The 22172-nt window shown below is 45.7% G+C and carries 20 protein-coding genes; 17 read left to right on the forward strand and 3 right to left on the reverse strand.

Annotation, left to right across the window (positions count from 1 at the left end):
• Nucleotides 1–114: 114 nt before the first annotated feature.
• The 9 genes from L3V27_RS02165 to mnhG all read left to right on the forward strand — a co-directional run bounded on the left by L3V27_RS02165 (nt 115) and on the right by mnhG (nt 8187).
• Nucleotides 115–834, forward strand: a complete 720-nt coding sequence (locus L3V27_RS02165) for an SDR family oxidoreductase (protein ID WP_237310884.1) — start codon at nt 115–117, stop codon at nt 832–834.
• Nucleotides 835–1230: 396 nt separating this feature from the next.
• Nucleotides 1231–2166 carry a universal stress protein gene (locus tag L3V27_RS02170; RefSeq protein ID WP_046875927.1) on the forward strand — a complete coding sequence of 312 codons (936 nt, stop codon included), beginning with the start codon at nt 1231–1233 and terminating at the stop codon, nt 2164–2166.
• Nucleotides 2167–2276: 110 nt separating this feature from the next.
• Nucleotides 2277–2468: a hypothetical protein gene (locus L3V27_RS02175; protein ID WP_005392611.1), complete on the forward strand. Its 192-nt coding sequence runs from the start codon at nt 2277–2279 to the stop codon at nt 2466–2468.
• A 166-nt stretch (nt 2469–2634) separates the two neighbouring features.
• Complete coding sequence (mbhE, locus tag L3V27_RS02180) at nt 2635–5304, forward strand: hydrogen gas-evolving membrane-bound hydrogenase subunit E (protein WP_237310885.1); 2670 nt, start codon at nt 2635–2637, stop codon at nt 5302–5304.
• Nucleotides 5304–5657 carry a Na+/H+ antiporter subunit C gene (locus L3V27_RS02185; protein WP_109169825.1) on the forward strand — a complete coding sequence of 118 codons (354 nt, stop codon included), beginning with the start codon at nt 5304–5306 and terminating at the stop codon, nt 5655–5657. The genes mbhE and L3V27_RS02185 overlap by 1 nt, the downstream gene beginning before the upstream one ends.
• Entirely contained in the window at nt 5654–7150 is a 1497-nt protein-coding gene (locus tag L3V27_RS02190; protein ID WP_237310887.1) for a Na+/H+ antiporter subunit D, read from the forward strand. Before L3V27_RS02185 ends, L3V27_RS02190 begins: the two co-directional genes overlap by 4 nt.
• The gene (locus L3V27_RS02195) at nt 7147–7623 is read left to right on the forward strand and encodes a Na+/H+ antiporter subunit E (protein ID WP_046875929.1); all 477 of its coding nucleotides are present in this window, start codon (nt 7147–7149) and stop codon (nt 7621–7623) included. Before L3V27_RS02190 ends, L3V27_RS02195 begins: the two co-directional genes overlap by 4 nt.
• Entirely contained in the window at nt 7616–7894 is a 279-nt protein-coding gene (locus L3V27_RS02200; RefSeq protein ID WP_237310888.1) for a cation:proton antiporter, read from the forward strand. The genes L3V27_RS02195 and L3V27_RS02200 overlap by 8 nt, the downstream gene beginning before the upstream one ends.
• A complete protein-coding gene (mnhG, locus tag L3V27_RS02205) occupies nt 7894–8187 on the forward strand; it encodes a monovalent cation/H(+) antiporter subunit G (RefSeq protein WP_054867462.1) in 294 nt (97 codons plus the stop codon). Before L3V27_RS02200 ends, mnhG begins: the two co-directional genes overlap by 1 nt.
• A gap of 26 nt (nt 8188–8213) precedes the next feature.
• Here the strand turns inward: mnhG and L3V27_RS02210 are convergent, their stop codons facing one another.
• The 3 genes from L3V27_RS02210 to L3V27_RS02220 form a co-directional block, all read right to left on the reverse strand.
• Nucleotides 8214–10220, reverse strand: a complete 2007-nt coding sequence (locus tag L3V27_RS02210) for an acetoacetate--CoA ligase (RefSeq protein ID WP_237310890.1) — start codon at nt 10218–10220, stop codon at nt 8214–8216.
• A gap of 88 nt (nt 10221–10308) precedes the next feature.
• Nucleotides 10309–11235 carry an FAD-binding protein gene (locus L3V27_RS02215; RefSeq protein WP_237310892.1) on the reverse strand — a complete coding sequence of 309 codons (927 nt, stop codon included), beginning with the start codon at nt 11233–11235 and terminating at the stop codon, nt 10309–10311.
• On the reverse strand, nt 11232–11984 hold the full coding sequence (locus L3V27_RS02220; protein ID WP_005386149.1) for an electron transfer flavoprotein subunit beta/FixA family protein: 753 nt from the start codon (nt 11982–11984) through the stop codon (nt 11232–11234). Before L3V27_RS02220 ends, L3V27_RS02215 begins: the two co-directional genes overlap by 4 nt.
• Before the next feature lie 156 nt (nt 11985–12140).
• Here L3V27_RS02220 and L3V27_RS02225 point away from each other — a divergent pair, with 156 nt between their 5' ends.
• The 8 genes from L3V27_RS02225 to L3V27_RS02260 all read left to right on the forward strand — a co-directional run bounded on the left by L3V27_RS02225 (nt 12141) and on the right by L3V27_RS02260 (nt 22148).
• Entirely contained in the window at nt 12141–13778 is a 1638-nt protein-coding gene (locus tag L3V27_RS02225; protein ID WP_237310894.1) for an electron transfer flavoprotein-ubiquinone oxidoreductase, read from the forward strand.
• 241 nt (nt 13779–14019) lie between these two features.
• Nucleotides 14020–14820, forward strand: coding sequence for an ABC transporter ATP-binding protein (locus L3V27_RS02230; RefSeq protein ID WP_005392600.1), 801 nt, complete (start codon nt 14020–14022; stop codon nt 14818–14820).
• On the forward strand, nt 14820–16772 hold the full coding sequence (locus L3V27_RS02235; protein WP_182018650.1) for a long-chain fatty acid--CoA ligase: 1953 nt from the start codon (nt 14820–14822) through the stop codon (nt 16770–16772). The genes L3V27_RS02230 and L3V27_RS02235 overlap by 1 nt, the downstream gene beginning before the upstream one ends.
• Nucleotides 16772–17665 (forward strand): branched-chain amino acid ABC transporter permease, encoded by an 894-nt coding sequence (locus L3V27_RS02240; protein ID WP_005392598.1) that lies wholly within the window; start codon nt 16772–16774, stop codon nt 17663–17665. Before L3V27_RS02235 ends, L3V27_RS02240 begins: the two co-directional genes overlap by 1 nt.
• An 11-nt stretch (nt 17666–17676) precedes the next feature.
• Nucleotides 17677–18744, forward strand: coding sequence for a branched-chain amino acid ABC transporter permease (locus tag L3V27_RS02245; RefSeq protein ID WP_104973556.1), 1068 nt, complete (start codon nt 17677–17679; stop codon nt 18742–18744).
• Nucleotides 18745–18789: 45 nt separating this feature from the next.
• On the forward strand, nt 18790–20034 hold the full coding sequence (locus L3V27_RS02250) for an ABC transporter substrate-binding protein (protein WP_006741059.1): 1245 nt from the start codon (nt 18790–18792) through the stop codon (nt 20032–20034).
• Nucleotides 20035–20114: 80 nt separating this feature from the next.
• Entirely contained in the window at nt 20115–20936 is an 822-nt protein-coding gene (locus L3V27_RS02255) for an ABC transporter ATP-binding protein (protein ID WP_005392594.1), read from the forward strand.
• A gap of 9 nt (nt 20937–20945) precedes the next feature.
• Nucleotides 20946–22148, forward strand: a complete 1203-nt coding sequence (locus L3V27_RS02260) for an AMP-binding protein (RefSeq protein WP_237310896.1) — start codon at nt 20946–20948, stop codon at nt 22146–22148.
• Nucleotides 22149–22172 lie beyond the last annotated feature (24 nt).

The following is a 22172-nucleotide window of genomic DNA, read 5'->3' on the forward strand; positions in this document are numbered from 1 at the left end:
AAAAGTATTGTTGCAGTATAACAACAGTGTTTCAACTAGGTCGGTATATATCAACAAACAAAGTTTTCTTAAACTTATCGCCATTGAGGTAAACCGTTCTATTAAGGATTCAAAATGAAAAAGTTAATTGTTATTACAGGCGCTAGTTCAGGCATTGGTGAAGCGATTGCACGTCATTTCAGCGAACAGGGCCATGCTCTTCTTTTGTTAGCAAGACGTGTAGAACGTTTAGAAGCATTAAACTTACCAAATACGCTTTGCGAAAAGGTAGATGTGACCGATAAAGCTTCTTTTGAAGCGGCAATTGAGAAAGCAGAAGCGTTGTATGGTCCGGTAGATGCACTTGTAAATAACGCAGGCGTTATGCTTCTAGGCCAGATAGATACTCAGGACGCATCGGAGTGGAAGCGCATGTTTGATGTGAACGTACTTGGCTTGCTAAATGGCATGCAGTCCGTTTTAGCACCGATGAAAGCGCGTAACAGTGGTACGATCATTAATATCAGCTCTATTGCGGGCAAGAAAACATTTCCTGATCATGCCGCTTACAGTGGTACCAAATTTGCGGTTCATGCGATTTCTGAAAACGTACGTGAAGAAGTCGCATCATCGAATGTTCGTGTTACGACTATTGCACCTGGCGCAGTGGAAACTGAATTACTTTCACATACTACGTCTCAAGATATTAAAGATGGCTATGATGCTTGGAAAGAGGATATGGGGGGCGTGTTGGCAGCCGACGATATTGCACGAGCAGTGCTGTTTGCTTATCAGCAACCGCAAGGTGTATGTGTTCGCGAAATTGCTTTGGCACCGACAAAACAGCAACCTTAACATTAATTTACAGCGACTTCTGGATCATTAGGGCTGTGAATATTTGCACACCGATTCGTGATTGATATGGCATCTTTCAACTAAGTCGTATGAAAATTTAGGTTACCCATTTAAGTCCGTAGCCTAAGTGTGTTATTGCTTATACCCAAGTTACTCAAGGTGAGAAAAAACTTTGAGTAATTTGGGTTTTTATTTGGTCTCAATTTTTAGTATGTCGCTCTATTGGGGTCAGCGGGCCACAGTCGTAAAGAAAAGGAGAAGGTGACGTAAAGCAAAATGAAGCAATATCCATAGCTTAATGAGAATTGATTTCATCAACGTCACAAGCCGTTACAATTATCCGTTAGGTATTATACTTTGTGGGTGGTTAATATTTAACCAAACAAGGAGGTGTGTATGAAACGATTCGCGAACATACTTTTTGCAACACAAGGATTGCCTGGTCATAGTGAGGCGCTCGAACAAGCGATGAGGATCGCATCCAGCAACAAAGTGCCTGTTTCAGGGCTAATTGCGTGCCCCGACTTCCCCGCGGATATGCTCCAGTATCAGCAAAGTTATGAGCAATCGCTACAAGACTCCCTCAAACAAAGCATTCAGGAATACAGACAGAAGCTCGATCTTTCTGAAGATGATCTGGCATTTCCTCTTACTGTGAAAAGCAGTGAAAAACCCGCTGTCTGTATCATTAAAGAAGCATTAGCTGACAACAAAGATCTTATCATCAAAGAAGCTGAACCACTCGGTGAAGGCGCTGAAGGCTTCAAAGCTATTGATATGACACTGTTACGCAAATGTCCTTGTCCATTATGGTTACACCGACCGATTGATAAGCCGAGAGACAAACGCCGCGTGGCTGTTGCTATAGATCCGTTAACGGCGAGCGATGAACAGCACTCATTAGCGGTGCGTTTGCTTGAATTATCTCGTTCAATAGCCGACACCTGTGACAGTCGTTTACATGTGATTTCTTGCTGGGAATATTACTTAGAGAACTACCTACATGACAATGCTTGGATTCAAGTCGACGATGCTGAGTTGAAACATGAACTCGACAAAGCAAAAGCCGATCATAAACAAGCTCTACAACAACTGCTGGAAGAGTCGGGGATTACGGGTGAAATTGTGATTCATCATTTACACGGAAAGCCTGATGAAAAAATCCCGGATTACGTAGAAAGCATAGAAGTGGACGTTCTAGTCATGGGTACCTTAGCGAGAACAGGGATATCTGGCTACGTCATTGGTAATACGGCTGAAAACATTTTGCAATCTATAAACTGTAGTTTGGTCGCTCTTAAGCCCGATGGTTTTGTATCGCCGATTCAGTAATTGGTGTGTAACAAACCTGGGTTTAAGTGGTTGTTTTAGGTAAAGGAGGGAGACGGAGTTCTAGAACATGGAATTATCAGTGTATCAATAAGTTATCAGAGGAGAGTGACATGAAAAACCTATGCCCGAAATGCCACACAGAAATGATAGAACGTTCGAACGTTTATGTTTGTCCGAGAAATGATATCGGTGACTGCACCTACGATGCGTTCGAGTTAACTGATGACGATAATCCATACACATTCAGTCGAGAACACGTAAGTAGTGATCTACGTTCTTACACCGTAGCGGACAGCAAGTAGCTGTTTGTATTAACGTTCCTTTAAGTAGCATTCAGTGATCGCTGTTTGCTACTTATCCCTTGGTTTTATGATCTTTTTTGAAATACTTGGGCTAAAACAATCAAGTGGAGCTTTTTATCTTTGCGCCAAATAGGGCGAACTTTCTTATAAAAATGAATGGGCTGCGATGTTAAATAGCATAACGGGTAAAGAAAACCTGCCGAAAAATCCCGATAATCAGTTGGTCTTACTGATTTTCCCTGTGCTGCCAATTTTAATCTTCTCTTTTCTTTTTTACATCTATACACCCGCAGGCGTAAGCTGGAATGCGGAATGGATACCAGGCCTCGATATTAACTTCAGCTTTAGGTTAGATGGTTTGTCGTTCCTTTTTGCCGGGCTGATCAGTGGGATTGGCGCACTGATCCAAATATACGCTTTGGCTTACTTACGAGAGAGTGATAGCCGATTTTCCTTTCATTTATACCTAACCCTATTCATGCTTGCCATGCTAGGGATTGTGATGAGCGATAACATCCTGTTGTTATTTGTTTTCTGGGAACTCACTACCATCACTTCTTACTTGCTGATTGGGTTTAATCACGAAAATAAAACGTCACGGAAAAACGCCTTGCAGTCGCTGATTGTTACCGGTGCTGGTGGGCTAGCGTTGCTAGCTGGTCTTATCTTGCTGGGAGCAATGGCAGGGAGTTATGAGCTAAATACCATTATCGATCAGGCAGACACGATTGCGCAGCACGAATGGTTTATGCCATCTCTAGTGCTCATACTACTTGGTGCATTTACTAAATCTGCGCAGTTCCCGTTTCATTTTTGGCTACCTAACGCGATGGCAGCGCCCACTCCAGTCAGTGCGTATTTACACTCTGCAACAATGGTAAAGGCAGGCATTTACTTGTTAGCGCGTTTATCGCCAGTTTATGCTCATAGCGAGGTTTGGTTTTATGCCTTAGTGATCACAGGGAGTATCACCGCCGTTTGGTGCACGTTTGTCGCATTAAAACAAACTGACTTGAAGCTGATGCTAGCCTACAGCACGAATGTTGCTTTGGGTAAATTAACATTATTACTAGGTATGGGCACAGATTTGGCCGTGAGTGCAGTATTGATGTTTATTCTCGCTCACTCTTTCTATAAAGCAGCGCTGTTTATGGTGGTGGGGAATATCGACAAAGCGACAGGAACACGAGATATCGATCAACTGTACGGCTTGAAGTCAGTGCTCGTCATCAGCATGGTTGCGGGGAGTTTGGCTGCATTGTCGAAAGCTGGGTTTCCGCCGTTGTTAGGCTTTTTGAGCAAAGAATACATGTACAAAGCCGCCGTAGAGCTCAATAACTGGATCGCCTTTGTACTTTTAATCGTGAATATACTGATGGTTGCGCTAACCATTATGCTTATAGCGAGACCATTCTTTGCTCGCCGTGATCTCATGCCGATTGAAATGAAGCCAGTTGAGACAAAAAAAGCCATGTGGTTCTCGCCTTTGCTCTTGGCACTTGGCAGTCTCATCGTTCCGCTAGTCGGTTTAAATTGGTTAGATCACAATATCATCTTTCCTGGCTCTGCCGACATTCTGCCTGCAGCCGATATTAAAGCGACATCATTATGGCATGGTGTGAATGTACCGCTGGTCCTAAGCGTTATCACGTTAGTATTGGGGTATGTGGTGTACCGTGTTTATCCTACTGTGTCTGCATTTTTTCAGCGGTTACATCTATTCGTCCCCAAAGCGGAGAATGTTTTTGAACGACTATTAGATGGCATGATGACACTGGCGAAGTGGCAAACGGCGCTGTTGCAGCAAAAGAAGTTGAGTCGTTATGTCCTGCTATTTTTCGCGGTACTCGCCGTCGCTTTACTTGGTCAGGTAGCATTTATTCCTCTGCCTTTATTAGAGCAGCTTTCAAACGTGGCTTTCTATGAGATTGGCATTGCCTTATTGCTGATTGGTGCAGCGATCGTATGTACGTTGTCTCACTCAAGGCTTCTTGCGATTTCTGCGCTAGGTATGATTGGTTTTATGACCACGCTTGTTTTTATGATCTACAGTGCTCCGGACGTCGCGAAGACTTTACTGTTAGTGGAAACATTAATGGTGGTCTTTTTAGCATTGTTAATGCGTCATATGCCGCGTTTAACCACCGTACCCAAGCATTCAATAAAACGCAAATTGGCGAATGTTTGTATAGCGGGCGTGATAGGTGTTTCGATTACTTTCCTCTTGTTAGGAATCACGTCCCAGCCGATGGATTCATCGGTGTCGGAATTCTTTGCGGAAAATAGTGTCCCAGGCGGGCATGGGCGCAATATTGTCAACGTCATTCTCGTCGACTTTCGTGCGTTTGATACATTGGGAGAGGTTGTCGTCGTTGTCATTGCTGGGATTGCAGCAGTGAGCTTGCTTAAGACAAGAGCGAAAAAGCAAAACCGTATTCAATCATTAATTTTTGCAACCACGGCACATATCGTCGCGGCGCTCATGCTTGTGTTCTCAGTGTATCTGTTATTACGTGGTCATAACGAACCGGGTGGTGGCTTCATTGGTGCATTGATTGCCGTTATTGGCTTATCGCTTCTCATGTTCGCGGAATCACCGAAATACGTTCGTTCTAGATTGTATTTCAAGCCGTTTTTCATTGCGTTATCTGGCATTGCATTGAGCTTAGTATCTGGTGCTTTGAGCTTTGCGTTTGATAAACCGTTTTTGACCGGACTGTGGTGGAAAGATGTGATACCACTAGGTACGCCGTTGGTTTTTGATGTTGGTGTTTATCTTGCCGTTATAGGTGGCGTGATGGGGATGCTGCTTCGTATTAATGAGGAGCTAGAGTGATGGAAATAGTCTGGAGTGTTGTCGTTGGAGTATTTGTCGCTGCAGGCATTTACTTAATGCTAGAAAAACATATCTTGCGTCTTTTGTTCGGTATCATGTTACTCAGTAGTGCGGTTAACCTTGCTATTTTTACCGCGGGAAGGCTGACTCCTGGAGAGCCGCCATTGATTGGCGATAATGCACTTTTGCCACCAGATGGCGCGGCAAACCCATTACCTCAAGCACTGATTTTAACCGCGATAGTCATCGGTTTTGGGCTACTTATTTTTGCTTTAATGCTGTTCTATCGAGCTTATAAAGATTCTGGAACCGCAGACGTCGACGAAATGCAACGTTCTGAGGAGGGTCAATGAGTTCGATTTTGCTGACGTTACCTGTTGTTCTTTCATTGAGTACGGCGCTGACCATTTTCTTTGTACGTCGCTCAACAAAAAGTGCTGAGTGGTTAAGTGGCGCGAGTGTGATTTTGAACCTTGTCGTCGCAGGCCTTCTCACAGAAAACATCATAAGTAATGGTATTCAAGCCGTTGCTTTTGGCCAGTGGCAAGCACCATTTGGTATCGTTTTTGTCGCAGATTACTTCAGCGTTGCCATGGTGATGATTACGGCAGTGATTGGTGCGATATGTGTTTTCTATGCCATGGCGGACCTTCACCGAAAACCTTCCTATAGCAATTACCATGCGTTGACGCACGTGTTGCTTGCTGGTGTTTATGGCGCGTTCCTCACCGGAGATATTTTTAATCTGTATGTTTGGTTCGAGGTCATGCTCATCGCGTCATTTGGTTTAATGGTATTAGATGCAACGAAAACTCAAATTGATGGGGCAGTGAAGTATGTGATGTTGAACCTGATTTCGACGCTAGTGTTCTTACTTGCCATCGGTTTGTTGTATGGTGCAACTGGCACCTTGAACTTGGCCGATCTCTATACCAAAGCGGGAGAGAGCGAACTGAGCATCAACATGATGTTGTCCGCCTTGTTTTTGTTTGCCTTTTCTATCAAAGCGGCACTATTTCCTTTATTTGCTTGGTTGCCAGCTTCTTATCACACCTTACCAAGTGGTGTGGTTGCGCTGTTTGCTGCGTTGCTTACTAAAGTCGGCGTATACGCGTTAATACGAGTCTTCACATTAGTATTTCCGCTCGCCGAGAGTGGTTGGCAGCCGACGTTGATTTGGATTGCTGGCCTCACCATGTTAACGGGCGTTTTGGGGGCGGCAAGTCAATTCGACATTAAGAAAATTCTTTCTTTTCACATCATTAGCCAAATAGGTTACATGATAATGGGATTAGCGATTTACACTCCTTTAGCTTTGGCTGGCGCTATTTTCTACATTGTTCATCACATCATTGTAAAAGCGAATTTGTTCTTAATCGGTGGCTTTATTGAGCGCAAATATGGCTCTAGTCAACTTGAACATTTGGGCGGGGTATATAAAGCAATGCCTTGGTTAGCGTTCTTGTTTCTTGTCCCTGCGTTTTCTCTGGCAGGATTTCCGCCGCTCTCTGGTTTCTGGGGCAAATTTTTGGTGATCAAATCGAGTTTACAGGCTGAATATTACTGGTTAGCCGGTACCGCGCTATTGGTGGGGCTGCTTACCGTCTATTCGATGACGAAAATTTGGAGTGAGGCATTCTGGAAAAAGCCGTTTAGGGAGAAAACAGAACAGACTCTGCAGGTCAAAGTACATTGGTTGTATTGCGTTCCAATTGCCGTATTGACCATGTTCACGTTGATGATAGGCTTGGTGGCGGAGCCTTTTTATCAGTTTTCTGTTCAAGCCGCTGAACAACTGTTAAATCCGAATGATTACATTCGAGCGGTATTGGGAGGAAATCCATGATCTATCTATTCCTCAATCTTTTCTTAGCATTAGCATGGATGATGTTAAACGGCAGCTATTCGAGTTTGAATTTTATTGTCGGATTTACGGTCGGTTTTTTTGCCTTACGGTTGAGCCAACCATTTGGATTAAAAACCAGCTACTTTCGACGTTTTGCGTCGGCATTAAAGTTACTGGTGTACTTCGCTTATGAAATGATCATATCGGTTGCAAGAGTCGTGTGGGATGTCGTGACGCCAACGCATTTGAGCCAGCCAGATATCGTCTACGTCCCTTTGGACGTCGATTCAGACCTTGAAATCACCTTACTTGCGAATATGGTTTCTTTAACACCAGGCACACTCAGTTTGGATGTTACGCCTGATAAAAAGCATCTTATCGTTCATGCCATGTTTGCACCTGAGCATGAAGCAGTTATTCGTGGAATTAAAAACGGATTAGAGCATCGAATTTTGGAGGTGACGCGTGGATAGTTGGCTGCAAATAAGTGTCACTTTTGCCTATGCAGGGCTATTACTCAGTTTTGTTATGGCTTTCTTCCGTTTAATTTTAGGACCAACGCTGGCTGACCGAGTTGTGGCGTTAGATTTGATTTCATTTATCACCATCGGTTTTATTACGGTTTACACCTTAGACAGTGGTGAGGATGCCTTGTTAGATATCGCCATTACATTAGGTTTGGTCGCATTTCTTGGCACAATCGCATTTGCGCGTTTGATCGTTAAAAGGAAGGATAGAGAATAATGGATGTGTTGATTGGGCTGTTTTTATGTTTAGGGACGTTATTGATCCTAAGCGCTAGTTTAGGTGTGTTGCGGTTGCCAGATCTATATACCCGAATGCATGCCGCAACCAAAGCCGGTACCGTCGGAGTTAGTTGCTTACTACTAGCGGTTGCCCTCTCAATTCCTGAAGTCACCGTGATCTCCCGAGTTATCGGTACGATGTTGTTTATCGTTCTCACTGCGCCAGTTGCCTCCCACCTACTCGGAAGAGCAATGCGAGAGGTCGGATATAAGATTTGGCGCAATGATTAAGTTTTTTCTTGTTTAACCAATTGTCACTATTGATTAAGCTGGCTAATTTCTTCCAGCACTTCTGGGTTAGCAATAGCACCAATGTTTTTTATAGCTTGCCCGTTAACCAGTTGTTTCACGGCTAGTTCAACCAGTTTTCCTGAGCGCGTTTTAGGAATATCACTGATAGCAAAAATTTGTCGTGGCACATGGCGAGGTGAACATTTTGATTTTAGTGTTTGGCGAATTGAATCGGTGAGTTGTTGGGTTAACTCGACGTCGTGAGCGAGTTTTACTAGTAACCAGATTTCTTCAGACTGCTGGTTTAACCTGCCGACAGCGATGGAGTCCTCGACCTCGGGTAACGCGTTCACTTGCTGGTAGATTTCAGCGGTACCGATGCGTACGCCGCCTGGATTTAAGGTTGCGTCACTACGGCCATAAAAAATGAAGCCGCCATGTTCGGTTTGCATCACATCGTCGCCATGGTGCCAGATATCGGTAAACTTGCTCCAATAAGCGTTGTGATAGCGTTCGCCGTTGTCGTGCCAAAAACCGATAGGGAAGTTAGGTAGTGAGTTATTGCAAGTCAGTTCGCCGCGTTGCTGTGTAATCGCATTGCCCTCGTCGTTCAAAACACGCACGTCGATTCCAAGCCCTGAACCTTGGCATTCGCCTTTGTACACCGGTGAAATAGGGTTTCCAAGTACAAAACACCCACAAATATCCGTGCCGCCAGCAATGGAAGCCAAATGTAAATCCTGCTTGATGTGCTGATAGACATAATTAAATTGTTCTGGGTAAAGCACTGAGCCGGTCGAGCACAGGGTTGTGAGTGACTTCAGGTCGTGTTCTGACTTGGGAGAGTAATTCGCTTGCTCTAGCGCCTCTAAATATTTCGCTGACGTACCAAACAGTGACACGCTATGTTCTTCTGCTAATCGCCATAAGACGGAGTGATCAGGGTAAACCGGGCTCCCATCGTAAATCACTAAGGTAGCACCACTCGCAAGTGCTGAAACATGCCAGTTCCACATCATCCAACCACATGTTGTGTAGTAGAAAACCTTGTCTTGTGGTTTGATATCGCAATGTAGTTGATGCTCTTTGAGGTGATTGAGTAGGGTGCCGCCCACGGAATGGACAATACACTTTGGTTGCCCCGTTGTGCCAGAAGAATACAAAATGAATAACGGGTCATTAAACAGCGTTGGTTGATATTGAATTGATTGTGGAGAAAAGTGGTGAGTAATATCAGACCAATACACAAAGTCAGAAGTGCTAGCATTCTTAGCGTTTTGTAAATATTCGATTTGGCATACGCTAATAGTAGCGTCTTCGGAGGTACTGCTTAGCTTATTACTAAGAGTGGTGTTTTTGTCCGTCATATCGAAAGCTTTGCCTCCGAACTGGTAGCCATCACAGCAAAAAAGAACTTTCGGCTTGACCTGGCCAAAACGCTCTACGACGCTATCGATACCAAAATCAGGCGAGGTTGAAGTCCAAATGGCACCAAGACTGGTGGTGGCCAGCATGGCAATAACGGTTTCTGGAAGGTAGGGCAAATAACCCGCAACGACATCGCCTTTGCCAACACCACAATTGAGTAGCCATTGCTGAACGACAGACACTTGTTCGAGCAACTGTGTACCAGTGAGCTGCCTGTGTTCACCGCGTTCATTAGTAAAAACGATAAACTCACGCTCAGGTGTTTGTTCGGCCTGAGATAGGAGGTTCTCTGCGTAGTTAAGCGTGGCGTCAGCAAACCATACTGTGTCCCTATTTACATGGCTCTGAGTAGAATCTGTCTGTGTCCACTTGGGAGCACCAAGGCTTTTGACTTGCGAGCCAATATTTCCAATGACGTTACAGAAATGCCAGGTATGTCGCCAAAATTCGTCATTGTGGTCAATGGACCACTGGTGTAGAGACGTGTAATTGTTGATTACGGTACCTTCGGCTTTGTCTTTATTAATCTTTTCGATGAACCGCAATAAATTGCTATTGCTGACGCGCTCAGCAGATGGTGACCAAATAGGTGCAGAATTTGGCATAGGTCCCTCTAATTTCAATCCGTTTGAATATGGCTAAAAACAAAATAAAGGGGCGAACATCGTAATGCTCACCCCTCGTTTCGATTGCTTAAAGTTGCTCGGCAAGCTGAGGCAATACCTCAAACAAATCACCAACCAATCCATAGTCGGCAACTTCGAAGATAGGAGATTCAGGATCTTTGTTGATCGCGACAATCACTTTGGACTCTTTCATTCCTGCAAGGTGTTGGATGGCTCCAGAGATCCCGACCGCAATATAAAGCTTAGGTGCAACGATTTTACCGGTTTGACCCACTTGTAAATCGTTGGCTACAAACCCAGCATCAACCGCCGCGCGAGAAGCGCCAATGGCAGCCCCCAGTTTATCGGCGACTTGTTCTATCAATGCGAAGTTCTCTTTGCTACCGACTCCGCGCCCACCTGACACAACCACCTCTGCCGCGCTTAATTCAGGACGCTCTGATACGGTTTTATCGACAGAAACCAATTCAACCATTGGATCTGAGATGGTGACCTGCTGATGCTCGATATCAGCTTGGTTGTGACAAGTAACCGGCTCAAACGCAGACGGGCGCACTGTGACGATGCGAACGTCGTCGCTGGTGGTCACTTTGGCAAATGCGTTCCCTGCGTAAATAGGTCGAATAAAGGTGTTTTCATCGATAACTTGGACAATATCGGAAATTTGCCCAACGCCAAACTTCGCTGCTATTCGCGGTGCAAGATCTTTCCCTTTTGATGATGAGCTAGCCCAGATTGCGTCAAAACCTTCAGCAATACTCACCACAATAGGTGCGATACTCTCGGCAAATTGATGCTTAAGTTGCTCATCATCGACACAAATTACGTTTGATATACCATCAACGCGACAAGCTTGCTGAGCGACTTCTTCACACTGGTGGCCCACTACGATCAAAACATTGTCTTGGCTGACTTGTTTTGCTGCATTAACTACTTTGAGTGTGTCCGCATGTAATTGGTTATTGTCATGTTCTGCTATGATTAAGTTCTTCATGAAATCACCTTCGCTTCGTTACGCAGCTTATCGAGAAGCTCTGATACAGATTCAACCTTGATGCCACCTTTTCTCTGCGCTGGTGGTGTGACTTCTTGAATGGTTTGGCTAAATACCACTTCAACACCCAGACTGTCAGGTGTGATTGTATCTAACGGCTTGCGCTTAGCTTTCATAATATTAGGCAAAGAGGCAAAACGCGGTTCATTCAGGCGTAAGTCAGTACTGATCACAGCAGGTAAGTTCATCGCAACCGTCATCAAGCCGCCGTCCACTTCTCTCACGACCTGAACTTTTTGATCTTCTATCTTCACGTCGGAAGCGAAAGTTGCTTGAGGCCAGTCAAGTAGGGCTGCCAGCATCTGAGCCACTTGGTTGTTGTCAGTATCAATGGATTGTTTACCCGTAATCACAAGCTGTGCTTGTTCTTGCTCAACCAGAGCTTTGAGCAGCTTAGCGACAACTAATGGCTCTATTTTGTCTTCAGTATCGACATGAATAGCGCGATCGGCACCTAATGCAAGCGCGGTACGTAGTTGCTCCTGACATTGGCTACCGCCAGCACTGACAACGATGACTTCATCTGCAATACCTTGCTCTTTTAGTCGTACGGCTTCTTCAACGGCTATTTCGCAAAATGGATTAATCGTCATCTTGACGTTATTGGTTTCAACATCGCTATGGTCCGCTTTCACACGAACTTTAACGTAGGGATCAATGACCCTTTTGATTGGCACTAGTATTTTCACGTTAGATTCCTTTTTACAGTGAAGACTATGTGTTTACAGTGAAGACGATGTGATGACGTCTTTAAAATGATGTTAATTTACCTTTACGTTTGCGTCAACTTTAAATATATTGTTGCTTAACAAGTTGGCAACATGCAAAGAAAAAGGAATGCAATCATGGAAAGAGACTGCATGGAATTTGATGTTCTGATTGTAGGCGCTGGTCCCGCAGGTTTGTCTGCGGCATGCCGAATCAAACAATTAGCAGCAGAAAAAGAACAAGACCTCTCTGTTTGCGTGGTAGAAAAAGGCTCTGAAGTTGGAGCGCATATTTTATCGGGTGCGGTGTTTGAAACGCGAAGTTTGGATGAACTGTTTCCCGACTGGGAAGAGAAGGGCGCTCCACTCAATACCAAAGTAAACGAAGATAAAACCTACTATCTAGGCAATGAAATTAATGGTCATGAGCTGCCTTCTTGGGCTGTGCCTAACACGTTACATAACGACAGTAATTACATTATCAGCTTGGGCAATCTATGCCGATGGATGGCGTTGCAGGCCGAGAACTTAGGGGTGGAGATCTACCCAGGCTTTACCGCCAGCCAAGCCATCATTGATGAAGACAACCGTGTTTGTGGCGTTATCACGGGCGATATGGGGTTAGATAAAAATGGCGAACAAAAAGCCAATTTCGAACCTGGTATTGAACTGCGAGCGAAGTTTACCCTGTTTGCTGAAGGCGCGCGGGGTCATATTGGTAAGCAATTGATTAACCGATTTAATCTCGCTGAAGATAAAACGCCTCAACATTACGCTATTGGCTTTAAAGAGTTGTGGGAAATACCACCAGAGCAGCATCAACAAGGGTTAGTGGTTCACGGCTTAGGCTGGCCGTTAGCGAACGAAGCCACAGGTGGCAGTTACCTCTACCATTTAGAGGGAAACCAAGTTGCCGTCGGGTTGATTGTTAACTTGAACTATAAGAATCCGCACTTGAGTCCATTCGATGAATTTCAGCGTTTTAAACATCATCCGATGATTGAGCAATACCTCAAAAATGGTAAACGCATTAGTTATGGCGCGAGAGCGATTACCAAGGGCGGCTTTCATTCGCTTCCCACGCAACAGTTTGCTGGTGGCTTGTTGATTGGCTGTGATGCAGGAACGCTTAACGGCGCTAAAATTAAAGGCACGCACACCGCAATGAAATCAGGCATGCTTGCCGCCGAAGCAGTATGTGAAGCCCTTGAGAGTCAGTCAGTTACTGCTGATTATCAAAAGCTCTTCAAACAGTCTTGGCTGTATGAAGAGCTTTATCAAGCACGTAACTTCTCAAGTGGCATTCACCGCTTTGGATCGTGGCTGGGCGGTGGCTTAGCGCTGCTGGAACATAACGTGTTAAAAGGTAAAGCTAAGTGGCATATCCGCTGTGATAAGCCCGATCATCAGTCTCTGTTATTGGCGGAAAACAGCAATGAAATTGTCTATCCGAAGCCTGATGGCGTGTTAAGTTTCGATCGCCTCTCTTCTGTTTATCTATCCAATATCTTCCATGAGGAAGATCAGCCGTGCCACTTACGTTTGACGAACCAGCGGATTCCCATCGAGCAGAATCTTGAATTATATGCAGAGCCAGCACAGCGCTATTGCCCGGCTGGCGTTTATGAAATCGTACAGGGGGATCAGCAGCCAGAACTACAAATAAATGCGGCGAACTGTATCCACTGTAAGACCTGCGACATCAAAGATCCAAGTCAAAATATTACTTGGACACCGCCGGAAGGTGGTGGTGGCCCTAACTATCCGAATATGTAGTCGTCTGAGAATAATTTTTATTAACAATTTATTTACTTAAAGTTTGCGTTAGTTCAAATCTTTCTCGATGAACTCGATTGCAACTTAATCTTTCAAGCACTATTCTGATTTTAAATTGACGTTTACGTAAACTGAATACAAAGTTGATGCATAGGTGTAAAAGCGGTTACCAGTATCAAAGTTAGGTTTGATCAAATAGTGCTCAATGGAACGCACTTAAATAACGAAAGGGAGATCAACTATGGTATCGGAATCGCCTCTGTTGCAGGTAAACGATATTTCATTGGCTTTTGGTGGGGTGAAAGCTCTAACTGACGTGAGCTTCCATGTGAATGAAAAGGAAATCTTTTCAATCATTGGTCCAAACGGTGCAGGTAAAACCTCAATGCTCAATTGCATCTCTGGTCGATACACACCAAACAAAGGCTCTGTAATCTTCGCTGGAGATGATGTAACCAAACGAACACCTAGCCAACGAGCTGAGTTAGGGTTGGGAAGGACCTTCCAGAACTTAGCACTCTTTTCTCATATGTCGGTACTCGACAACATTATGGTTGGTCGACATCACCTACTGAAAAACAACTTCGTCACAGGACCACTTTACTGGTTCTCTAACGCGCAGAAAGAAGAAATGGCGCACCGTAAATACGTAGAAGACGTAATCGATTTTCTTGAAATTCAGCACATTCGCAAAGCCACCGCTGGCACACTTTCTTACGGTTTACGTAAACGTGTAGAGCTTGCTCGTGCCATTGCCTTAAAACCTAAGTTACTGCTGCTTGATGAACCAATGGCAGGCATGAACTTGGAAGAAAAGGAAGACATGGCGCGTTACATCATGGATTTAAACGAAGAGTTAGACATCACCATCATCATGATCGAGCACGATATGGGCGTGGTGATGGATATCTCTAACCGCGTATTGGTGTTGGATTTTGGTAAACACATTGCGATGGGCGAGCCAGAAGAAGTGATGGCCAACCCACATGTGAAACAAGCGTACTTAGGCGAAGAGCTACCGACATTAGAGGAGAGTGCATAATGGCACAGCAACATAATGATTGGGCAGATATAACCCGCTTAGATACCTTTCCAAAAGTGTTGCAGCACAATGCCAAGAAATGGCCCGAGCAAGTCGCAATGCGTGAAAAGGAGTTTGGTATTTGGCGAGAGTTCACTTGGCAAGATTATGAAAATCGAGTGAAGTGGATGGCTCTGGCACTGCAAGATTTAGGTGTTGGTGAGCAAGACGTTGTTGGTTTGCTGGGTGATAACCGCCCGGAATGGGTATGGGGCGAGTTGGCCGCACATGCGATCAAAGGTTTCTCGCTGGGCATCTATCAAGATTCCATGCACGAAGAAGTGGCGTACCTCATCAACTATGCCAAAGCAAAAGTCGTGGTTGCCGAAGATGAAGAACAATGCGACAAACTACTTGAACTCGGTGATGAGATCCCAAGCGTAGAATTCATTATCTATTGTGACCCGCGTGGAATGCGCAAGTACGACGACCCACGACTGATTGATGTTGAGCAGGTCTATAAAAAAGGTCAACTGATCGACAAAGCGGATCCGGGTAAATATCTCAATATGGTTGCGGCAACCAAAGGCAGTGATCTTTCGATTCTTTGTACCACGTCGGGTACGACTTCCAAACCAAAGTTGGCTCAGCTACACAGCGGCACTTTCTTAGATCACTGTGCGGCTTATCTGCGTGCCGACCCGCGCTCTCCAGGCGACAACTACGTTTCTGTTCTGCCTTTGCCTTGGATTATGGAGCAGGTGTATGTGGTTGGTCAGGCGTTGATTTCTCGTCAAATCGTTAACTTCGTGGAAGAACAAGAAACCATGATGTCTGACTTGCGCGAAATTGGCCCGAACTTCGTGCTGCTTGCGCCGCGAGTGTGGGAAAACATTGTGGCAGACGTGTCTGCACGAATGATGGATTCCACACCGTTTAAGCAGAAGATGTACAAACTGGGCATGAGCTTAGCGAATAAAGCGTTGGAGCAGGGTAAACGTTCAAAACTCGCTGAATGGATTTTGCTACGTGCTCTGCGTGACCGCTTAGGTTTCTCGAATCTAGCATCTGCTGCGACGGGTGGTGCGGCGATGGGACCTGATACTTTCCGTTATCTGCAAGCGATCGGCGTACCACTCAAGCAGCTTTACGGTCAAACCGAAATGTGTGGTGCGTACACCGTCCACCAAGCCGATGACGTGGATTACGATTCCGTCGGCGTCGCGTTTGACAATGCAGAAGTGAAAGTCATCAACCCAGACAGCAATGGCGTGGGTGAGATCATCGCGAAAAGTACGGGCATGTTTACTGGCTACCTGAACAACCAGGAAGCGTATGACGAAGACGTACAAGACGGATGGATGCACACAGGCGATGCGGGCTATTTTAAAGACTCTGGCCACTTGGTGGTGATTGATCGTCTGAAAGATATGTCGGAAACCAGCCATGGCGACCGCTACTCTCCGCAGTTCATTGAAAACAAACTCAAGTTCTCGCCGTTTATTGCAGAAGCCGTAGTGGTGGGCAAAGGTCGACCTTGGCTATCCGCCATCATCTGTATTCGCTACGCGATTGTTGCGAAGTGGGCAGAGCAGCGTGGTTTGGCATTTACTAACTACACCAACTTATCCGCTCAGCCAGAAGTGTATCAAGCGATTCGTGAAGAAGTGCTGAAAGTGAACGAATCACTGCCAGATGCACAGAAGATCAGCAAATTCATTCTACTTTACAAAGAGCTGGATGCCGACGATGGCGAGCTAACTCGTACGCGTAAAGTGCGTCGTGGTGTGGTTGCGGAGAAATACGGAGACATCATCGAAACCATCTACAGCGACGATCCAAAAGTCGATGTGGATACGGTGATCACTTATCAGGATGGCACCAAAACACGCATTCAAACGTCGCTAGTGATTGAAACGCTTATTGAACATGAGCCAACACTGGTGGATAGCGAACAACGGAGGATCGCATAGTGAATACGGATTTATTACTGCAACTCGTCATTAATGGCGTGATCGTTGGCATGTTGTATGGCGTGGTCGCCATGTGCTTTGTACTGATATACAAATCGACTCAGGTGGTCAACTTCGCTCAGGGTGAGTTCTTGTTGATTGGCGCATGGGTATGCTGGGCGGCGCTTGTTCATCTGCAACTGCCATTTTTTATCGGCTTTTTACTCACGCTCGCGTTCATGATGGTGTTCGGTATTGCGGTGCAAACCATTGTGCTCAGGCCGTTAATTGGTGAACCGATTATCTCTGTGATCATGGTGACCATCGGTCTGTCTATGTTCTTCCAAGCATTGATGAAATGGATATTTGGTGTCTCAGCTGTGTCGTATCCGCAAGTGTTCGAAACAAACGTGGTGAATATTGGTGGTTTGAACGTTGAGTTCGCTTACATTCTGAGTTTGATCTTCTCGATGCTCATCATGGGCGCGTTCTACTGGTTCTTCAAATTCAGCAAAATGGGTCTGGCAATGCGCGCAACGGCATTTAACCAGCAAGTAGCCCAGAGTCTTGGCATTTCCATCAAGAAAGTGTTCGCCATTAGTTGGGCTATTTCGGCAATGGTATCTGCAACAGCAGGGATTGTTATCGGGATCGTTAACGGCGTATCTGACGCGCTATCCATTATTGGTATCAAAGTTTTTCCAGCCGTTATTTTAGGTGGCTTAGATTCTGTAGTCGGTGCAATTGTCGGTGGTATCACCATCGGGGTGCTAGAGAACTTAGCTGAGTTTTTTGATAGCCAATACCTGCAAGTGGGTAACCTGTACAACATCGCACCATTCTATGTGCTGTTAATCATTCTTGCCTTCAAGCCATACGGCCTGTTTGGTACCAAAGATATCGAGCGTATTTAAGGAGAAATAACATGGCTCAACTTAGCATGCGCCCATGTGGGGATTTTCGAACCACATACAAAAGCGATACGCCAATTTTTGAAACCAAAACCATCAGAAGCCTTGCGATTGCAGGTGTCATCGCCATGCTGGCAGCACCGCTGGTCTTGGATATTTACTTCCTAAACCTGTTTATTCAGATTGCGTATCTCGGTATCGCGGCGCTGGGTTTAAACATTCTGGTTGGTTTTACCGGACAAATTTCCCTAGGTCACGGTGCGTTCTTTGGCTTTGGTGCCTTTGCATCGGCTTGGCTGAATAACCAGTTCAACATTCCAGTCGTGTTTGCGATTCCGCTCGCGGGTTACTTAACCATGATTGTCGGGATGCTGTTTGGTCTGCCAGCTGCTCGAATTAAAGGTTTATATCTAGCTATCGCAACGTTGGCGGCGCAGTTTATTTTAGAGGACTTCTTTGCTCGTGCAGACTGGTTCAGTGGCGGCTCATATGGTGCTGGTGCAAACCCTATCAATCTGTTTGGCTTTGAGTTTACGACCGACGAAAGTTTCTTCTACATCGCTCTATTTGCGCTGATCTTCATGTATATGTGGGCATCGAACTTGATCCGTTCTCGTGATGGTCGCGCGTTTGTATCGGTACGAGATCACTATCTGTCGGCAGAAATCATGGGCATCAACCTAACTAAGTATCGTCTGCTCTCATTTGGTGTATGCGCATTCTATGCGGGCATCGGGGGCGCACTCTACGGACATTATCTAGGTTTTGTATCAGCAGAAGGTTTCACCATCATGATGTCTATCCAGTTTTTGGCAATGATCATCATTGGTGGCTTGGGTTCAGTCAAAGGCACATTGATGGGTACGATATTTATCGTATTGCTGCCTGAAGTTTTGGAGTTTGGCGTGACGGGGTTGGCTGAGTTTAGCAATAACACTTCGTTCATTGATGGCCTGGCTTACTTCAAAGAAATGGCGATTGGTTTAGTCATCATGCTGTTCCTCATTTTCGAACCTCAAGGGTTATCGCATCGCTGGCAACAGATTCGAGCATATTGGAAACACTATCCGTTCTCATATTAACGTGGAATTAAGTGGAATATACCTCAATAACAAGGACAACGAGTTATGAACAAAGGACATTTAGCGACAACGTTGGTGCTATCTTCGGCACTGTTTACTACCGCCACTTGGGCAAAAGACTCTGTATTTGTCGGGCAATTGGTCGACTTTTCTGGACCAACAGCCTACGTGAGTAAGCCTTATGGTTCTGGTGTGCGAGACGCATTACGCTGGATCAACCAAAACGGCGGCATTAACGGTACTGAGCTCGAATTTGAAACGGTAGACATGGCGTATAAAGTGCCAGTAGCCATTTCCAACTACAAACGTTGGGTGGCGCGTAAAGACATGGTTGCGCTACAAGGTTGGGGCACGGCAGATACCGAAGCACTCATCTCGTTTGTGACCAAAGACAAAGTGCCAGTGTTCTCTGCCTCTTATTCAGGTCACTTAACGGACCCAACCGGCAAGAACCCAAAAACCGCGAAACCAGCGCCTTATAACTTCTTCTATGGTGCGTCGTACTCAGATGCGTGTCGTGCACTAGTGAAGTGGGCGAAAGAAGATTGGGAATCAAAGGGCAACCAAGGTGCGCCGAAATTTACCCACATTGGCGATAACCACCCATTCCCGAATGCGCCAAAAGAAGCGTGTGCAGAATATGCTGAAGAGCTTGGTTTTGAGGTGCAAAACCCAGTCGTTGTGTCACTAAAACCAGGGGACTTCAAAGCACAATGTCTGTCACTCAAAGAGTCTGGCACCAACTACGGTTACATTGCCAATATCGGTAGCTCGGTAATCTCACTCGTGAAGTCTTGTAACACGGTTGGTACAGAGTTCCAGTACATGGCGAACATTTGGGGCGGTGACAAACCAGTACTTGAAGCGGCGGGCGATGGCCTTAAAGATTACGTTTTTCCTGGCATGACGGCGTTTTGGGGAGACGATAACGAAGGCATGAAACTGGTTCGTGAGATTTCTAAGCAGTCTGAATCAGAGCCTGGCGAGTTTAGAACTCACCACTACATTCGCGGCATTTGTTCTGCGTTCTACATGAAAGAAGCGATGGAGTGGGCGAAAGACAACGGTGGCATCACGGGTGAAAACATCAAGAAGGGCATGTATGTCCATGACAACTGGGTCCCACAAGGCTTAGAAGGTGTTTGTGTACCTGCGAACTGGAAACCGGAAGATCACCGTGGCACAACAACCGTGAACGTGTTTATGGGTAACAACAACGGCGGCGCAGTTGATATTAAGAAAGTATCTCAGGTGACATTGTCACGTCGTGACGATTGGCTAGGTTACTAATCGACGACTTATTAATAACAAAGCTTACTGAAAATAAGGATGGGTGAGAGGACACTCTCACCCTAGCAAGGAGTAGCTTGATGGCTGAATTAGCAACGAATATCGAACCGGCAGAAATACTGCTTTCAGTGAACAACATTGAAGTCGTCTACGACGAAGTAATACTAGTACTTCGCGGTGTGAGCTTAGAAGTTCCAAAAGGGCAGATAGTGACCTTACTGGGTGCCAACGGTGCGGGTAAATCAACGACGTTGAAAGCCATTTCTGGTTTGTTGAAAACCGAAGATGGTGAAGTGACGCGCGGCGAAATCAACTTCATGGGCGAGCGCATAGACAACAAAAGCCCGGAAGAGATCGTCCGTTCGGGCATCTTCCAAGTTATGGAAGGGCGCCGAATTGTTGAAGATATGACGGTAATAGAAAATCTTCGCTTAGGGGCTTACACGCGTACGGACAACGAAGTCGAGCAAGACATCGAAATGGTGTTTGATTATTTCCCTCGCCTTAAAGAGCGCACCGGTCTAGCGGGTTATTTGTCAGGTGGTGAGCAGCAAATGCTAGCGATTGGTCGTGCACTGATGGCTCGTCCAAAAATGATCTTGTTGGATGAACCTTCGATGGGGCTTTCGCCGCTGTTGGTGAAGGAGGTGTTCAGCATTATTAACAAGATTAATAAAGATCAAGGCATTACCATGCTTTTGGTTGAGCAGAATGCCAACTTTGCCCTTCAAGCGGCCGATTACGGTTACATCATGGAATCAGGCAAAATCGTACTGGATGGCAGCAAGCACGAACTGCTAAACAATGAAGATGTGAAAGAGTTCTACCTTGGCGGCGGCGATGAAGATCGCAAGAGCTTCAAGAATCTGAAATCTTACAAACGTCGTAAGCGTTGGTTATAAGGAGCAAGGATGAACGAACTATTTGATGCGAAAGAATCGTTATCTCCGCAGGCACGAGAAGAATCGCTGTTTCAACGTCTGCCAACGTTGATTGAAAATGCAAAAGCCAACAGCGAACATTATGCGGCGCATTTTGCTGAGTTAGATCCTACATTGGCGAATAATCGTGAAGGGCTTACCCAGTTTCCAATTACGCGCAAATTCAATATTCCAAACCAGCAGCAACTTAAACCGCCGTTTGGTGGTTTAAATAGTGTTGCGATTGGTCAGATGGCGCGTGTATTCCAATCACCGGGGCCGTTGTATGAGGCACAAACGGATGAGGTGGATTTCTGGCGTATGGGGCGCGCGTTTCACGCGGCTGGATTTAGTGCGGGCGATTTAGTGCATAACACGCTCTCTTATCATTTCTCGCCTGGTGGATTTATTATGGATGGTGGCGCAAGAGCTTGTGGCTGCGCGGTATTTCCGGCGGGTGTCGGGAATACCGAAGCACAAATTGAAGCGATTAAACAGCTGCAGCCAACGGGTTATACGGGCACGCCTTCTTACTTGCTGACGTTGCTACAAAAGTACCAAGAGAAATATGGTGAGTCGCCGAGTTTTACCAAAGCGCTAGTCTCTGGTGAAGCAGTCACTGCAGACATGCAACAGATGTTTGAGGTTAAAGGAATTGCAGTCTCTCAAGCCTACGCAAGTGCTGAGCTTGGTTTGATTGCTTATCAAGTGTCTGGCGAGCAAGGCTTGGTGGTTGCCGAAGATATTATCGTTGAAATCGTTAATCCTGATGGCATTCCTGTACAACTGGGAGAAGTCGGCGAAGTGGTCGTGACATCGCTCGATGAGAAGTTTCCGCTGATTCGCTACGCAACGGGAGATTTATCGGCATACCTAGAAACGGGCTCGGATTCGCCACGCACGAATGCGCGAATTAAAGGCTGGATGGGGCGTGCGGACTCAGCGGTGAAAGTGAAAGGCCTGTTTGTTTATCCGCATCAGATCCAAGAAGTCTGTCGTCGCCACGATATTAAAGGCTCCTTGAAAATTGAGCGTGATGGCTTCAACGATACCATTACTTTCTGCTGTCATGATGTTCATGTCTCGGCAGAGGACATTCAAGCGACACTCCAGTCTGTCACCAAACTGAAAGGCAATGTCCAGTTTGTACCGAACCAAGCGGAGCAGCCGTTAATCAATGACCTGCGCAGTTAACCCATCATTGTAAAACGCATTTAT

Source organism: Vibrio sp. J2-3(2022), from assembly GCF_021725735.1.
Classification (GTDB): Bacteria; Pseudomonadota; Gammaproteobacteria; order Enterobacterales; family Vibrionaceae; genus Vibrio; species Vibrio diabolicus.

What these genes read in the sequence shown, in the direction of transcription:
- L3V27_RS02185 (WP_109169825.1), top strand. Translation starts at nt 5,304, where the DNA reads ATGGAAATAGTCTGGAGTGTTGTCGTTGGAGTATTTGTCGCTGCAGGC.
- L3V27_RS02165 (WP_237310884.1), top strand. Translation starts at nt 115, where the DNA reads ATGAAAAAGTTAATTGTTATTACAGGCGCTAGTTCAGGCATTGGTGAA.
- L3V27_RS02255 (WP_005392594.1), top strand. Translation starts at nt 20,115, where the DNA reads ATGGCTGAATTAGCAACGAATATCGAACCGGCAGAAATACTGCTTTCA.
- L3V27_RS02190 (WP_237310887.1), top strand. Translation starts at nt 5,654, where the DNA reads ATGAGTTCGATTTTGCTGACGTTACCTGTTGTTCTTTCATTGAGTACG.
- L3V27_RS02215 (WP_237310892.1), bottom strand. Translation starts at nt 11,235, where the DNA reads ATGAAGAACTTAATCATAGCAGAACATGACAATAACCAATTACATGCG.
- L3V27_RS02175 (WP_005392611.1), top strand. Translation starts at nt 2,277, where the DNA reads ATGAAAAACCTATGCCCGAAATGCCACACAGAAATGATAGAACGTTCG.
- mnhG (WP_054867462.1), top strand. Translation starts at nt 7,894, where the DNA reads ATGGATGTGTTGATTGGGCTGTTTTTATGTTTAGGGACGTTATTGATC.
- L3V27_RS02170 (WP_046875927.1), top strand. Translation starts at nt 1,231, where the DNA reads ATGAAACGATTCGCGAACATACTTTTTGCAACACAAGGATTGCCTGGT.
- L3V27_RS02210 (WP_237310890.1), bottom strand. Translation starts at nt 10,220, where the DNA reads ATGCCAAATTCTGCACCTATTTGGTCACCATCTGCTGAGCGCGTCAGC.
- L3V27_RS02260 (WP_237310896.1), top strand. Translation starts at nt 20,946, where the DNA reads ATGAACGAACTATTTGATGCGAAAGAATCGTTATCTCCGCAGGCACGA.
- L3V27_RS02230 (WP_005392600.1), top strand. Translation starts at nt 14,020, where the DNA reads ATGGTATCGGAATCGCCTCTGTTGCAGGTAAACGATATTTCATTGGCT.
- L3V27_RS02225 (WP_237310894.1), top strand. Translation starts at nt 12,141, where the DNA reads ATGGAAAGAGACTGCATGGAATTTGATGTTCTGATTGTAGGCGCTGGT.
- L3V27_RS02250 (WP_006741059.1), top strand. Translation starts at nt 18,790, where the DNA reads ATGAACAAAGGACATTTAGCGACAACGTTGGTGCTATCTTCGGCACTG.
- mbhE (WP_237310885.1), top strand. Translation starts at nt 2,635, where the DNA reads ATGTTAAATAGCATAACGGGTAAAGAAAACCTGCCGAAAAATCCCGAT.
- L3V27_RS02245 (WP_104973556.1), top strand. Translation starts at nt 17,677, where the DNA reads ATGGCTCAACTTAGCATGCGCCCATGTGGGGATTTTCGAACCACATAC.
- L3V27_RS02235 (WP_182018650.1), top strand. Translation starts at nt 14,820, where the DNA reads ATGGCACAGCAACATAATGATTGGGCAGATATAACCCGCTTAGATACC.
- L3V27_RS02195 (WP_046875929.1), top strand. Translation starts at nt 7,147, where the DNA reads ATGATCTATCTATTCCTCAATCTTTTCTTAGCATTAGCATGGATGATG.